The sequence below is a fragment of the Leptolyngbya sp. GGD genome (genome assembly GCF_026735145.1).
Taxonomy (GTDB): domain Bacteria; phylum Cyanobacteriota; class Cyanobacteriia; order Leptolyngbyales; family Leptolyngbyaceae; genus Leptolyngbya; species Leptolyngbya boryana.
On record NZ_JAPQKE010000010.1, the window covers coordinates 95,157 to 108,827 of the forward strand.

The 13,671-nt window shown below is 46.7% G+C and carries 13 protein-coding genes; 5 read left to right on the top strand and 8 right to left on the bottom strand.

Going from position 1 to position 13,671, the window contains the following annotated elements; genetic code table 11:
- Window positions 1–95 precede the first annotated feature (95 nt).
- Complete coding sequence (gorA, locus tag OU814_RS28200) at window positions 96–1,526, bottom strand: glutathione-disulfide reductase (protein WP_268242888.1); 1,431 nt, start codon at window positions 1,524–1,526, stop codon at window positions 96–98.
- 44 nt (window positions 1,527–1,570) lie between these two features.
- Here gorA and OU814_RS28205 point away from each other — a divergent pair, with 44 nt between their 5' ends.
- Both OU814_RS28205 and uvsE read left to right on the top strand, forming a co-directional pair.
- A complete protein-coding gene (locus tag OU814_RS28205) occupies window positions 1,571–1,783 on the top strand; it encodes a DUF2945 domain-containing protein (RefSeq protein WP_268242889.1) in 213 nt (70 codons plus the stop codon).
- Window positions 1,784–1,897: 114 nt separating this feature from the next.
- Window positions 1,898–2,875, top strand: a complete 978-nt coding sequence (gene uvsE, locus OU814_RS28210; protein ID WP_190648106.1) for a UV DNA damage repair endonuclease UvsE — start codon at window positions 1,898–1,900, stop codon at window positions 2,873–2,875.
- 259 nt (window positions 2,876–3,134) lie between these two features.
- Here the strand turns inward: uvsE and OU814_RS28215 are convergent, their stop codons facing one another.
- Entirely contained in the window at window positions 3,135–3,623 is a 489-nt protein-coding gene (locus OU814_RS28215; RefSeq protein WP_268242890.1) for a pentapeptide repeat-containing protein, read from the bottom strand.
- A gap of 15 nt (window positions 3,624–3,638) precedes the next feature.
- Here OU814_RS28215 and OU814_RS28220 point away from each other — a divergent pair, with 15 nt between their 5' ends.
- Window positions 3,639–4,079 carry a YraN family protein gene (locus tag OU814_RS28220; RefSeq protein ID WP_268242891.1) on the top strand — a complete coding sequence of 147 codons (441 nt, stop codon included), beginning with the start codon at window positions 3,639–3,641 and terminating at the stop codon, window positions 4,077–4,079.
- Here OU814_RS28220 and OU814_RS28225 read toward each other — a convergent pair.
- Window positions 4,076–4,465, bottom strand: a complete 390-nt coding sequence (locus tag OU814_RS28225) for a hypothetical protein (protein ID WP_190648104.1) — start codon at window positions 4,463–4,465, stop codon at window positions 4,076–4,078. The genes OU814_RS28220 and OU814_RS28225 overlap by 4 nt on opposite strands.
- A gap of 182 nt (window positions 4,466–4,647) precedes the next feature.
- Here OU814_RS28225 and queA point away from each other — a divergent pair, with 182 nt between their 5' ends.
- Window positions 4,648–5,721, top strand: coding sequence for a tRNA preQ1(34) S-adenosylmethionine ribosyltransferase-isomerase QueA (gene queA, locus OU814_RS28230; protein ID WP_017288549.1), 1,074 nt, complete (start codon window positions 4,648–4,650; stop codon window positions 5,719–5,721).
- 68 nt (window positions 5,722–5,789) lie between these two features.
- Here the strand turns inward: queA and priA are convergent, their stop codons facing one another.
- Window positions 5,790–8,234: a primosomal protein N' gene (gene priA, locus OU814_RS28235; RefSeq protein ID WP_268242892.1), complete on the bottom strand. Its 2,445-nt coding sequence runs from the start codon at window positions 8,232–8,234 to the stop codon at window positions 5,790–5,792.
- Between the two features lie 574 nt (window positions 8,235–8,808).
- On the opposite strand from priA, the gene OU814_RS28240 reads away from it, so the two are divergent.
- Complete coding sequence (locus tag OU814_RS28240) at window positions 8,809–9,993, top strand: RpoD/SigA family RNA polymerase sigma factor (protein ID WP_017288551.1); 1,185 nt, start codon at window positions 8,809–8,811, stop codon at window positions 9,991–9,993.
- Window positions 9,994–10,132: 139 nt separating this feature from the next.
- Here OU814_RS28240 and OU814_RS28245 read toward each other — a convergent pair whose 3' ends face one another.
- The 4 genes from OU814_RS28245 to OU814_RS28260 are packed head-to-tail and all read right to left on the bottom strand — an operon-like array spanning window position 10,133 to window position 13,616.
- Window positions 10,133–10,807 carry a response regulator transcription factor gene (locus OU814_RS28245; protein ID WP_017288552.1) on the bottom strand — a complete coding sequence of 225 codons (675 nt, stop codon included), beginning with the start codon at window positions 10,805–10,807 and terminating at the stop codon, window positions 10,133–10,135.
- Window positions 10,807–12,207, bottom strand: a complete 1,401-nt coding sequence (locus OU814_RS28250) for a sensor histidine kinase (protein WP_268242893.1) — start codon at window positions 12,205–12,207, stop codon at window positions 10,807–10,809. Before OU814_RS28250 ends, OU814_RS28245 begins: the two co-directional genes overlap by 1 nt.
- Before the next feature lie 19 nt (window positions 12,208–12,226).
- Window positions 12,227–13,168: a cytochrome c biogenesis protein CcdA gene (locus OU814_RS28255; protein WP_017288554.1), complete on the bottom strand. Its 942-nt coding sequence runs from the start codon at window positions 13,166–13,168 to the stop codon at window positions 12,227–12,229.
- Complete coding sequence (locus OU814_RS28260; RefSeq protein ID WP_268242894.1) at window positions 13,140–13,616, bottom strand: thioredoxin family protein; 477 nt, start codon at window positions 13,614–13,616, stop codon at window positions 13,140–13,142. The genes OU814_RS28255 and OU814_RS28260 overlap by 29 nt, the downstream gene beginning before the upstream one ends.
- Between the last annotated feature and the right edge of the window lie 55 nt (window positions 13,617–13,671).

Genomic DNA, 13,671 nt, shown 5'->3' on the forward strand with positions numbered 1-13,671 from the left:
TAGAAATTTAGCACTCACTGGGACAGAGTGCTAAAAGAAGACAGATCGGAAAACCGTCCTTACGGCATTGAAGGTTGAATTTTGAATTGGAAAATTCAGGAGAATAATTCTTCAGCAGAAGATGGATGGATCGCGATCGCGTGATCGAGTTCAGCTTTCGTCAGTCCTTTCTGCATCGCGAGTGCAAATCCTTGAATGATCTCGATCGCATCGTCGCCCACGATGTGAATTCCAAGAATGCGATCGTCATGAGTTACAAATTTGATTAAGCTCTGACGCTTTTCTTGACTTAAGGTTCGCAGTAAGGGCGTGAATTCAGTTTGATAACATTTGATGCGATCGCCAAATTTTTCTTGCGCTTCAGATTCGGTCATGCCAACCGTTGCAGCTTCAGGACGAGAACACACGCCAGAAGGAATCAAATGGTAATCGATTGCCATCTGTGACTCGCCAAACACAGTTTCGGCAAAGGCTCGTCCTTCAGCGCGGGCGACCGGAGTGAGTTGCTTGCGATTCGTGCAGTCTCCAACCGCGTAAATATGCGGCAGATTTGTGCGGCTAAATTCATCAACGGCGATCGCTTTATTGTCTTGCTCAATTCCTATGGTGTCCAAATTGAGATGTTCTAAATTGGGGATACGTCCGGTCGCACAGAGCAACGTATCTACCGTAAGCAGGTCTGAGCGATCTCCGGTGAGTTGAATTTGAATGTTATCTCCAACTCGTTCAATTTTTTCCGCAGTTGTATTGCAATAGCTATGGATTCCGCGATCGACTAATTCATTTCTCACAGTATTACGAACAGTGTCGTCAAACCCTTCTAAAATGCAACACTCTCGATTCATCAAAAAGACTTCAACTCCCAATCCGCGCATCAGACTAGAGAATTCTACGCCAATGTAGCCGCCACCTAGAATGGCTAACCGTTTGGGGAGTTTCTCAAGATGAAACATTTCATCTGAAGTCACTGCATGTTCGATGCCTGGAATGTTAGGCTTTGTTGCTTTTCCACCGACTGCAATTAGGATTTTATCGGCTGTGATTTTTTGATCATTCACGCTGATCGTATGTTCATCGACAAATACAGCCGTGCCTTGCAAGAGTTCGACTCCTTTGTCTTTGAGCTTAGATTGATAAACATGGCGTAAGCGATCGAGTTCACGATCTCGGATTTGCTTAAACTGTTGCCAGCTAAATTTTGGGGTTTCTTGTTCCCAACCATACTCTTGAGCGAGATGTGCGAACTCTGCAAAATCGGCAGCATAGACCATAAGTTTTTTAGGAATACAGCCGAGATTGACGCAGGTTCCACCGACGTGGGCAGATTCTGCGATCGCAACTTTCGCGCCATAGCTCGCCGCTTTTTTGGCTGCGGATAGTCCACCAGGGCCTGCACCAATTACAAATAAATCATAGCGATAGGTCATGGCGAGAATTCCTTTTTGAGTAGCGTAATTGAGTTCGCAGAGCGATCCCAACTGTCGCAAGAGAGGAATGAGGCGCAACTCTGGGTAGAGGTTAGCCAAGCGATAAACCCATAAAATTTAGACCGCACATCAAGAGAAAAGCTATGAGTCAGGAATTGAAGAAAGGCGATCACGTTGAGTGGAATACTTCGGGCGGTAAAACCGAGGGCGAAGTTAAGGAAAAGATTACAGAACCTACTGACTTTAAAAATCACCACTTTGAGGCTTCAGAAGAAAATCCTGAATACTTAGTTGAAACTTCTAAGAGCCATAAGGAAGCGATTCATAAACCCCAGCAATTAAAAAAGAAAGAATGACCTCAAATCGAGTTGATCGGAGATCTTTAATTAAGGAGAAGACGTTAAAGTTACCTAAAGAACTCTGGATTCTAAAGATCTCAACTTCTACGTTTATCTCAATCCTCAATCATCATGACTCCCGAACTTGGTTTAGTGTGTGTGTCTGCATCGAAAACGGTGCGATTCAAAACGATGACGCGGAAGCGATTCTTACAATTTGAACTCGCAGAGCAAGAGCAAGTTCTACGTGAACTCTATACCGAAAACTTGCACCGATTAGCGATCGCGATCAAGTTCTGTGCTGAGCATCATATTCGGCTCTATCGTTTAAGCTCTGGCTTATTTCCCTTTGCCGATGAGCCTATCGGATCTGCCATCTTAGATGAGTTTGCAGAAGGGCTGAGCTTAGTGGGAGATCAGTCACGACAATTGGGCATCCGCTTAGTGTTTCATCCCGATCAGTTCGTTGTGCTCAACTCCGATCGCCCTGAAGTCATCGAAAATAGCATCAAAATTTTGACGATGCATGCGCATGTTTTTGATTTGTTAGGACTGCCGAAATCGCCTTGGGCATTGATCAACATCCATGGTGGAAAAGGCGATCGTATAGAGCGATTGCTAGATACGATCGCAAACTTACCCGACAATATTCGACTCCGACTCACGCTCGAAAACGACGAGTATACTTACAGCGCAGAGCAAATGGTTTCGATTTGCTCTGCTGCTAAAATTCCGCACGTGTTCGATGCCCATCATCATGTGATCTATGCGCAAGTCGATAGCTATGAGCACGAAAGCGTAGGCGCAATGCTGGAAGCAGCTCGATCGACCTGGGAGGTTCCAGAATGGCAGCTTGTCCATATCTCGAATGGAGCAGAAAGCTTTCTCGATCAGCGTCACAGCGATTACATTACTGTGATGCCAAGCTCTTATCGACAAGCGCCTTGGATCGAGATTGAAGCAAAGCAAAAAGAATTAGCGATTCAGAAACTTCAGCAGGAATGGTTATATTCTGATCTCAATGTTCTCTCGCCAGTAGAGGCAGAGCCATCGCCCTCTAAAGTCGCGTCCGTTTCTCGTGCGGCTCAAAAGGTCAGCCTTCGGAAATGATCGAATGAACCCGTTTCGGCTCAGGTCGGTTGACTCAATCGCTTTCCTGCAAATGCCTTTGCGAATAGAATTCGCGGCTAGACAAACGAAGTCCGCCGTCGCGGACTGCTCCAACTCTGGCTGTTAACCTGCAAAAGCAGGTTTTGTCTGTGTAGCCCCGAATTCCTATTCGGCAGGCAATTTAGATTCATACAGAAAGTCTAATTTGCGCTTGACCCAGAGAAGTTTGATCAGCGAATCAATCAAACTTCTCAATTCACTAATCGCAATACAGCGTCTCGCGCGTTTCGCGTCCCGTCACCGGATTCGTACCTTGTGCAACCTTGCACAGCAGCTTCTGCACGTCGGGGCGCAACTCTACATCGGTAAAATCTGCGCCATCAATAATTGCCCCTTCAAACTTCGCATTCGAGGCAAAGGCACCCGCCAAATTTGCATTCGTCAAATTCGCGCGCGTCAAGCGGGCTGAATCTAACGTACTATTTCTCAGATCTGCCCCTTCCAGATTTGCCCGTTCCAAGTTGGTCGCAAAAAATCGCACACCCTTGAGATTCGTGTGGCTCAAGTTACTTTCGCGCATATTCGCCTTGGTAAATTCCGAATCTGTTAAATCTTGACCGGAAAAATCCGCCCCGACCAATGATTCTCGGTTGTAATCTAACGCGAACACGGGCGCAGCAAAAACAACCCAAGTCGCAATTAGAACGACGACGGCACAAACCAAACCTTTTAAGCGTTTAGAACTCATCGGAAAAATCAGGGAATGTTGAAAGAGAACTGCTTTAAAATCGTACCTGTGGATCAGCAGAATTCGACATCAGAAATTGGAACATCCGGCGAAAACTTTGTCGCAGACTGGCTACAAACACAAGGAGTAACCATTCTGGCGCGCAACTGGACTTGTCGATCGGGCGAATTAGACCTCGTTGCGCAAATGCAAGACCAAGTCGTGGCGTTTGTCGAAGTCAAAACTCGCAGTCGCGGCAACTGGGACAATTGTGGTGCATCAGCAATCACCGCTGCCAAACAGCGTAAAATCATCACCGCTGCCAAACTTTTTCTCTTAAAGCATCCGCATCTCGCGCATCTTGCCTGTCGCTTTGATGTCGCCTTGGTACGAAAAAGGGGAAATCCAAGAACTTCCCCCCACCTCACCAAAAATCAATTCGTGCTACAAGACTATATCTGTGATGCGTTTTTCTAAGCTAGTGTTTCAGGACAATAGCCTAAGCCTTGTACAAACTGTTTGCGAAATTCTTCAATTTCTTCGCGATCTGGGTTGCCATGAGACACAACCGCGACTTGATACCGCTGCATGACCTCGATCGGGGATTGACCCGTCTCTAAGCCCCAGAGCACCATCTGAATCCGAATGCTGGGGTGACAGACGATACCCAACTCGTTCAGGAATGCTTGAAAGTCACCTTCTGTTTGTTCATCGAGCGATTTAGCCAGTTTCACCCTCACGACCCAACCATCAATCTGATGAATGACAGTTATGAAACTGAGCGGCAGAGACTTTGAGTTGTGCAGATGTTCCACAATTCTCAGAGTTAGACTGGCATTCGCGAGGGAGTAGACATATTCCATAGAACACAAACCCAGCAAATGCTACTCTCCTATTCTGATTGAGGATCGCCTTTTCACATAGGGGCAAAGCCCCCGATATTGGCTAGGGAATCTCACCCATTTTTAGGATTCTATATTTAAAGGCTCAAAATTATCAGAAAATACTAACCACTCACCTGTGACGACCAATTAGGACTGAGACCGTGGAAGCTGATCAACTCCTCTCGGCTTATGATTACCATTTACCCGAAGACCGCATCGCCCAGAATCCCGCTGAGCCAAGGGATAGCGCGCGATTGCTCGTTCTCAAAACATTGACGGAACATTGTCATCAAGTGTTTCATGATCTAGTCGAGATTCTGCAACCCGGCGATTTGCTGGTGCTGAATAATACCCAAGTGATTCCGGCTCGTCTGCATGGACACAAATCGACTGGAACTGAGGTAGAGATTTTGTTGTTGGAAGAACAGCAGCAGAATCAGTGGTTGTCATTGGTGAAGCCGGGACGAAGGCTGAAGCCTGGCAATCAAATTACTTTTACCCCTCGATCGCAGACGGACATCAAGCTGAATGCCCAAATTTTAGCCAGCGATCCAGAAACACGCGGCAGGATTTTACAGTTTGAAGTGTCGGATGGACGATCGCTGCTCGAAGTGATTGATCATTTTGGTGAAGTGCCGTTGCCGCCTTATATTCACGACACTGAAGCAGAAGCCGATCGCTATCAGACGGTGTATGCCGATCGCTTAGGCGCTGTAGCTGCGCCGACTGCGGGACTGCATTTCACGCCCGAACTGTTAGAGCGCTTAGAACAAAAGGGTATCGATCGGGCTTTTGTGACACTGCATGTTGGGGTAGGAACCTTCCGACCTGTGGAAGTTGAAAATATTACTGAACATCAGATGCATGGAGAATGGATCGAAGTTTCGCCGGAGACGGTAGAGAAGATTCGGGAGACAAAAGCGAAAGGCGGACGAGTGATTGCCGTGGGGACGACGGTTGTACGATCGCTGGAAGGCGCTTCGCAGTCGGGTCAACTTGAACCCTATTGTGGCAAAACGAATTTATTTATTTATCCGGGCTATCAGTGGCGTGTGGTCGATGGCATGATCACAAACTTCCACTTGCCGAAATCGAGTTTGCTGATGCTTGTTAGTGCCTTGATCGGGCGAGAACGCTTGTTATCGGTGTATCAAGATGCGATCGACAATCAGTATCGGTTTTATTCATTTGGCGATGCGATGCTGATTTTGCCAGAAGCAAAACTCAGGAATTAGTTTCTAGTCGCTCTGGATTGGGCATTTGCGATGTATACAAGAGGTTGATCGCAAGTTGCAGCTTTGAGCTACATGAGATTCATTGGATCGACATCGATCGTTAAACTCACCGTCGAAGGACACTGCGATCTCAGTTCCATCACATTCGGAATGCGATCGCTGGTGAGTTTGAGAAGAATCTGCCAGCGATATCGTTGGTTAATTTTTGCGATCGTGGCAGGAGCAGGCCCCAATACTTCATCTTCAGAGTGTAAAAGCTGATCAGCGAGTAGCTCCGCCGTACTTCGGACAGTCTGCTCATTCAATCCACTCAGGCGGAGTAACACTAACCGCCCGTAAGGGGGATAGTTCAACGCTGCCCGCTGCTCTAGTTCAGTGGCAACAAAAGGCTCATATTGCTGACGTTGAACGGCTTGAATCACCGGATGTTCAGGCGCATAAGTTTGAAGAATCACTCGTCCAGGCTCAGTTCCGCGTCCGGCGCGTCCGGCAACTTGAACTAACGTTTGAAAAGCTCTCTCACTGGCTCGAAAATCTGCTAAGTTCAGTAACCCATCGGCTGAGATAATCCCAACCAAAGTTACTTGGGGTAAGTCAATCCCCTTCGTGAGCATCTGTGTTCCGACGAGTAAATCAGCGTCCCCGTGAGCAAATTGACTTAGTAAAGCTCGATGCGCTCCTTTTGCGCGAGTTGTATCACTATCAAATCGAATTGTTTTCAATTCGGGGAAAAGTTTGGCGATTTCTTGAACGACTCGTTGAGTCCCACTGCCAAAGTTTTTGAAATACGAAGAACTACAGCTAGGGCAACGCTGCGGTTGAAGCTGAGTATAGTTACAATAATGACATCTTAAAATCGGTTGAGCAGTTTCGTGAACGTGATGATAGGACAGTGAAACATCACAATTGGGACATTCCATCACATAGCCACAACTCCGACAAGACACAAACGTGCTATGCCCACGACGATGAATGAATAGCAAGCCTTTTTGATTGTTTTCTTTGAGCTTTTTCAACTGAGCTTGTAGCGATCGACTAAAAATCGAAGGATTGCGATCGTGCAATTCTTTCCGCATATCAACAATGTCGATTTTCGGCAAAGGGCGATCTAAGATTCGCTTCGGTAAAGATAGATAAGTAGACGATTGTGAGTCTAACCAAGTCTCTAGCGAAGGTGTTGCTGAGCCGAGAATTAAGGGACAGTTTTCTAATTCAGCCCGCCATTGTGCAACCGATCGAGCATGGTAACAAGGTGCAGGTTGATCTTGCTTAAAACTCGAATCATGTTCTTCGTCTAAGACGATTAATCCGAGATTGGGCAACGGCGCGAACACTGCCGATCGCGTTCCAATCACCACTTGCGGCGACCCTGTGAGCATTTGTCGCCAAGTGTCGAACCGTTCACCATCGGATAAAGCACTGTGATACACACAAACGCGATCGCCAAATCTTGCCCGAAAGCGATCCGTCAATTGTGGTGTTAACCCAATCTCAGGCACTAAGACTAAAGCAGATTGACCGCGTTGCAGAAGTGGTGCGATCGCTTGCAAGTAAACCTCAGTCTTGCCTGATCCCGTGACCCCATGCAGCAAAATTTTTTCAAATGCTGTGACTGTATGAATCTTTTTCAGCACTTCTGCTTGATGATGCGTCAGCACTTTTGCCGCATCCTGCTCAACATCCGGTGCATGTTCACTTCGCAGCACTTCTCGCCCCTGAAGCAGCACACAGCCCTGCTCTTGTAAGCGCTTTACAGTGGGTGAAGTCGTTCGGCAGTGCTGCAACAGATCTGTCAGCCACATTTCACCGCCATTGCGCTTCAGCACTTCTAAAATCTCGCGTTGTCGGACACTGCTTTGTGTGGCGGAGCCATCGCTCAACTCACCCTGAGTTGAGACTAAAATCACCGCTTGCCGCAATTGGGGACGAATCGTGGCAGGTGGCTCCAGATAGCTCTCGACCCAATTCAGCTTGAGCAGGTCTTGTAAGCCCCGATTCGCGCCTTTGACTTGCCGTTGCACAAATTGCCAGGAATAATCTTTTGTTTTGCTCGACTTGAGCAGTTTGAGAATCTGTTGGGCTGCACTATTCAGACTGGCTTCACTGGCATCGGGCTTGATCAAGCGAATGCGTCTTTGCGATCGCGCCAATAATCCCGGCGGCAACGCCACGCGTACCACCTGCATTAATGAAGTTTGATAGTAGCGTGCGACTTGATCGAGCAATGCCCAATAAGAGGCAGGAAAGAAGCCAGCACTGACGATCGAATCAATCGATCGAATTTGCTCGGGCAATAAATCCGGCGGTTGATTCCCAACGCGCACCGCAATCCCACCGACCTGTTGTGCGCCAAAAGGCACACTCAAAATGTCACCCGGCTGCACCAATAAATCCGGACGCGACTGATAAGTATAGACTCCTTGCGACCCTGGACAATCGACTAACACATCGACCCAAGCAGGTGACACCCCATACTCTGCCTTTAATTCCGCCACAGACTGCAACTCAGACATATCGCAAATGAAGAGAAAAACTTAAGAAAATCCGCAGCTTTGCAAACTCGCGGTATTAAATAATCAGAGGAGTTGAGAAGTTTATTAGTTCAAATACACTAACCATTAATTCTAATTTTAACGTGTGATGAGTTTACAGGATCACTCGCCCTATCGCACGACTCTACCTACGATAGATTCACAAAAAACGCTCTGGCTTTTCCGACCATTGGTAGAGATGTAAACCGAAACAGGTATGAGAGTCTGTTATAGCAGCTAGGGATTCATTTGAAATCCTAAATCTCTGGAATCTTCATCCACGCTGAACTATATTGCTGGGGATCATGCCAGCCTATGTGGACGAAGTGAGTGATTTGATCTCCAAATCTCAACTCATTTCTAAAAGTTTCCAAAAAGTTTCTATAAAACGCCGAAATTCGTCATAAGTTCAGGAGGAGTTGATTATTTTGTCATTTATAAATTGAAACGAAAACATAGCATTCAAAACTGTCGATCGCTGACTTAAGGTTCTGTCTAGTTTGACACTTAAATTAGCTCAAATAGCCCCCCTGTAAAACTTCATTGATATAACACTATGAGCGAACAAAGCAACAGTTCCCCAACCGTAGCCCTCTCTCAGGATATGGACTTTGCAATGGACGTTGCTGAGTTAGATTCAGTAGACTCATTGCAATTAGAAGCTGACTTAGAAGACAGCACCCCGATCGAGATTGAGCCGGATATTCTTGAGCTTACGTCTGTTGGAAATTCATCAGAGGATGAGGTCGATCAAATCGCATCAGCTCGCTCCTCTGGCTATAACAAGACCGTTGCCGATGATGCAGTGGGAGCTTTCTTTAAAGAAATGGCACGGTATCCACTCCTGAAAGCGGATGAGGAAGTGGAGCTTGCAAGACGGGTACAGTACTTAGTTGAAGTCGATAGCGCTCGACGCAAGCTGTATCAAGAATTAGGTCATGCTCCTACCAAGGCTCAATTAGCTGAACACTTTGGACTCACTGAACGGCAATTGGATCATCGCTTACACCGGAGTCGAGTAGCGAAACGGAAGATGATTCGATCGAATCTGCGCTTAGTCGTGTCGATCGCGAAACGGTATCTAAATCGCGGCGTGCCGTTTCTTGATTTGATTCAAGAAGGTGCATTGGGACTCAACCGCGCAACAGAAAAGTTTGATCCCGATAAGGGATATAAGTTTTCGACCTATGCATATTGGTGGATTCGTCAGGGGATCACCAGAACGATCGCAAATGATGCTCGTACGATTCGCTTACCGATTCACATTGTCGAAAAGCTGAATAAGCTGAAGAAAGCGCATCGCGACTTGAAACGAGAGTTAAATCGCAATCCGACCGAAGCAGAACTGGCTCAATCTTTAGAATTGACCGTTGAGCAATTGCAGCATTTACATCAAGTCCGTCGTCAGTCGTTATCGCTGAATCACCGAGTGGGGAAAGGCGAAGATACAGAATTGATGGACTTACTCGAAGATGGCGATACTCAATCACCCGAATCTCAGATGAGTGAAACGATGTTACGCCAAGAGATTTGGGAGGTATTGGGCAATGTCTTAACCGAGCGCGAAAAAGATATTATTTCTTTGCGCTACGGATTGACGACGAGTAAGCCTTGCACGCTTGAAGAAGTTGGCGGTATGTTCAACTTGTCACGAGAGCGGGTGCGCCAAATTCAGAGTAAGGCAATGCGCAAGTTGCGCCGCCCTCAGATTGCAGAACGGTTAAAAGGTTGGTTAGGTTAGAAAAATTAGCCATGATTGCGATCGCTGTTACTCAGGCAGAAATGTGTTGGTAGCAGCGATCGTGCTTTATATGAACATGCTCATCTTTCAAGCGCTCCAATCTTGATAGATTCCAAAAGATTCGACCGCTGAAGTATCCTCATACCCGAAGTCGGTAGCCGACTCCTCGAACGGTTTCGATCGTTTCACTTCCCAATTTTTTTCGCAATTGCTTGATGTAAGCATCAATAATGTTTGATCCGGGATCATAGGTGTATCCCCAGACTCGATCGAGTAATTGTTCCCGACTCATCACCTGCATCGGGTGACGGAGAAATACCTCGGCTAAGGCAAATTCTTTAGAAGACATTTCGATTAAGGTGCTGCCTCGCCAAACCTGCCGCGTGAGCAAATCCAGCACAATTTCGCCCGCTTGAAACGTTGTTTCTTTGCCTGCTTTACTTTTGAGAATCACGCTATCTCTCAATTGCACTTTCACGCGAGCAAGAAGTTCTGTAAATTCAAATGGTTTAGTCACATAGTCATTTGCCCCGCCCTCTAAGGCTGCAACTGTATCTTCCACTTCATCCTGTGCTGTGAGCACAATGATTCGCAGTCGTTCACCTCTACCTCGTACTTCTTCCAAGACTTGCCAGCCGTTTTTCCCTGGAAGCCCTAAATCTAAAATCAGTAAATCAAAATCATGGCTGTGTGCCATGCCAATCGCTTCGTGTCCATTCGTTGCGATCGTGCAAGTAAATCCATTTGCTCGAAATCCCTTCTCTAAAAAGGCTGCAATTCGCGATTCATCTTCTGCAATTAAGATCCGATTCATCAATGCGTTCCTCGCAGCGGCAGTGTGATTGTAAATGTCGAACCTTCTCCAAGTCGGCTACAGAGATCGATATGACCTTGATGAGCTTTGATAATAGCTTGTACGATCGATAATCCCAAACCTGACCCTTCAGATCGTCGCTCGCTATTTGACCCACGTGCAAAGCGATCGAAAATTCGAGCTTGATCATCGAGATCAATTCCTTCACCCGTGTCTCTGACCCAAAATCGGACGGTTTCTTCAACAATTGCAGAACCAATTGCAATCACATCGCCTTTTTGCGTGTACTGGCTTGCATTCTGAGCGAGATTGAGAACAGCTTGGGTGATGCGTTGTCGATCGCAGAAAACTTCTCCCGTTCCAACCGATTCAAGTTTCCAGCTTCGATCTGCCAATGCCTCAGCTTTCGCAAAAATTTCTTCTGTTAAGGTTGCGACATCATAGTGATCTGCTCGTAAGAAGTTCGGACGCTCAATTCGCATCAACAAGAGTAAATCACTGACAAATCGATTCATCCGTTTGAGTTCGTCTCGGACAAGCGCGATCGTTTCTCGGCGCTCCTCTGGATCGTCTCCGAGTAATTCTAGATGTCCTTGAATGATGGTGATCGGCGTTCGCAGTTCATGGCTTACGTCTTTGATGAAATCTTGCTGGCTTGTGAATGCGGCTTGAAGTCGATCGAGCATCTGATTAAACGTCAGCGTGAGTTCAGCAATCTCGTCTTTTCCTTGAACTGAAAGCCGTTGAGTGAGATCCGTTTCGCTGATGTTTCGAGCCGTTTCTGTCACTTGGCGCAAAGGAGAGAGAATTTTTCCAGCCGTGAGCCACGCGATCGCGCTAAACAAAATCAGCCCAACTAAAGTCACTTGCACGACAAGTCTCAGCGTTAGCTCTGCCATGTGATACTGCATCGTTGCATCATGCACCGCAATAATTCTTCCTGGTTGCCCATTCAGCGGACGCATAACTGAGACGAGATAACCATCAAGCTGCTGAGGAGCATTTTCAGGGAGTTGCTTCCAGCGATCGAGTACAGCTTGGTTGTTTTGGACAAATTGTGCAGATTGTGGAGTATGGAGAATCTGACCTTTGGAGAAGACCAGTAGATAACGGTTTGGAGTCGAAACTTGACGGCTTGAGAAGGCTTGAATCGCTTGCGTTAGCGCTTCTGGATTGGAAGGTTGAACGCTAGACTGCTCAAATGCTTGAATGTCTCGCTGAAGCTGTCCGCCTAGCTCTTTCTGAGTCGAGTCACAAAAGATTTTATAGGTTGCATAGACTGAAACGAAAGTAATGCTAGCCGTCAGTAGAAAGTACCAAGCTAAAATCCGCGATCGCACACCAACAAAGCTCTGCTGCTTCCGATACTGTTTCATTGCAACCTGCCGATGATGCGACATTTGGATTTTACCTCAAATTTTACAGAAACCAATGAATTCCGCTCACCAGATAAAACCCGCCTGCAAGAATCAAGGCTGCACTCCCGAGACGAACAACCCATTCAGAATGCTGAAGTAAAGCGCGGCTCTGTTTGACCAGACCTGTATAGAGACTTGCAAAGAAAATCACGGCTGTATACCCGATCGCATAGCTCACCATCGTAACCGTACTGATGAATTGCGATCCGGTTGCGGCTCCTGCTGCTAAGACTGCAAACAAGACAGGACTAGAGCAAGGCGAGCTAATTAAGGCAAATGTCACTCCTACGCCATAGGAACCTGCACTCGATACTGATGGATTCAACTTAGGGAGAGGTAAGTGAAATAGACCTGCAAAGCTGCACCCCATGAGAAAAATCAACGCCCCTACTGCAATATTGATATATCCTCGAAAATCAACCAGCACAGCCGTTGCAAATGACGAGAACAATCCCAGTAAGCTAAAAACTGTGATCACTCCAAGCGTAAAGAGTCCTGCTTTCGTTGCGGCATCTCGACGTGAATGAATATTGAGTGTTCCGATATAGCTGAGATTGACAGGGAGCAATGAGAGTACACAAGGCGAAATACTCGCAAGTAAACCACCCAAAAATGCAAGTGGAATCAACACGAAAGCATTACTCAGATTTTGCTGCTGAAACCATTGGTAATAGGGATTTTCAATTTGAGAAACCCACTGTCCTAGTAACTCATAGAGGCTGCCAAAGTGAGGCGCAATCAGTGCGAGTCCAACAGCACTCAAAAACAATGCAGTGTAAAAGAAAGCGCTTGACGTTACACATTGTTTGAGACGATCAAGGCGAGACGGTTTTTTCGATAAGGTCATGGCAAATTCTTCTCCACATTTCAAGGATGTTGGTCGGAGTTTCCGTAAGACTCCGACCTCTGAAATTTCATCGCTGGCGGACTTGAGTGATGGCATTGTCGATCGCCTTCACATAAGCTTGAGTGTCGAAGTTCTTGCGAAATGTCTGGATGACTTGACCATTTTTTGGATTAATCAGCGCGATCGTTGCTGTTTGCGACTTGTTCGCAGCAAAGAAGCTCGATAGTCCCAATTCTCGTGCTTTGGCTTCTGAGGCTTGAGTCTTCCCGCGATCGGTCACATCTAAGATCACAAAATTTGCCCGACCTTGATACCGCTGTTGTAATGAAGTCACAATGGGGGCGAGTGTTTTGCACGCGGGACACCAATCCGCATGAATTTGAACGAGTATCGGTTTATCTTGAGCCGTGGGAGATTGAGCCTGAACAGGTTGGATGATACTCGGCGGTTGACTGATCGAATCAGAAGAACGAGTCAGCAGATTGAATGCGATCGCGCTGCCACCAATTCCTAGAGCAATCAAAGGAATGAGATACTTTTTCATAAATCGTTGTTTCCCGTGAGTTGAAGGTTTCAGTTGCCTCACAGGTTCTACTATC

Excerpts from the sequence above, each read along its gene's own strand:
- OU814_RS28245 (WP_017288552.1), bottom strand. The coding sequence starts at position 10,807 with ATGAATCGGATCTTAATTGCAGAAGATGAATCGCGAATTGCAGCCTTT.
- OU814_RS28215 (WP_268242890.1), bottom strand. The coding sequence starts at position 3,623 with ATGAGTTCTAAACGCTTAAAAGGTTTGGTTTGTGCCGTCGTCGTTCTA.
- OU814_RS28250 (WP_268242893.1), bottom strand. The coding sequence starts at position 12,207 with ATGTCGCATCATCGGCAGGTTGCAATGAAACAGTATCGGAAGCAGCAG.
- OU814_RS28205 (WP_268242889.1), top strand. The coding sequence starts at position 1,571 with ATGAGTCAGGAATTGAAGAAAGGCGATCACGTTGAGTGGAATACTTCG.
- OU814_RS28225 (WP_190648104.1), bottom strand. The coding sequence starts at position 4,465 with ATGGAATATGTCTACTCCCTCGCGAATGCCAGTCTAACTCTGAGAATT.
- priA (WP_268242892.1), bottom strand. The coding sequence starts at position 8,234 with ATGTCTGAGTTGCAGTCTGTGGCGGAATTAAAGGCAGAGTATGGGGTG.
- OU814_RS28220 (WP_268242891.1), top strand. The coding sequence starts at position 3,639 with ATGTTGAAAGAGAACTGCTTTAAAATCGTACCTGTGGATCAGCAGAAT.
- OU814_RS28240 (WP_017288551.1), top strand. The coding sequence starts at position 8,809 with ATGAGCGAACAAAGCAACAGTTCCCCAACCGTAGCCCTCTCTCAGGAT.
- uvsE (WP_190648106.1), top strand. The coding sequence starts at position 1,898 with ATGACTCCCGAACTTGGTTTAGTGTGTGTGTCTGCATCGAAAACGGTG.
- OU814_RS28255 (WP_017288554.1), bottom strand. The coding sequence starts at position 13,168 with ATGCCATCACTCAAGTCCGCCAGCGATGAAATTTCAGAGGTCGGAGTC.
- OU814_RS28260 (WP_268242894.1), bottom strand. The coding sequence starts at position 13,616 with ATGAAAAAGTATCTCATTCCTTTGATTGCTCTAGGAATTGGTGGCAGC.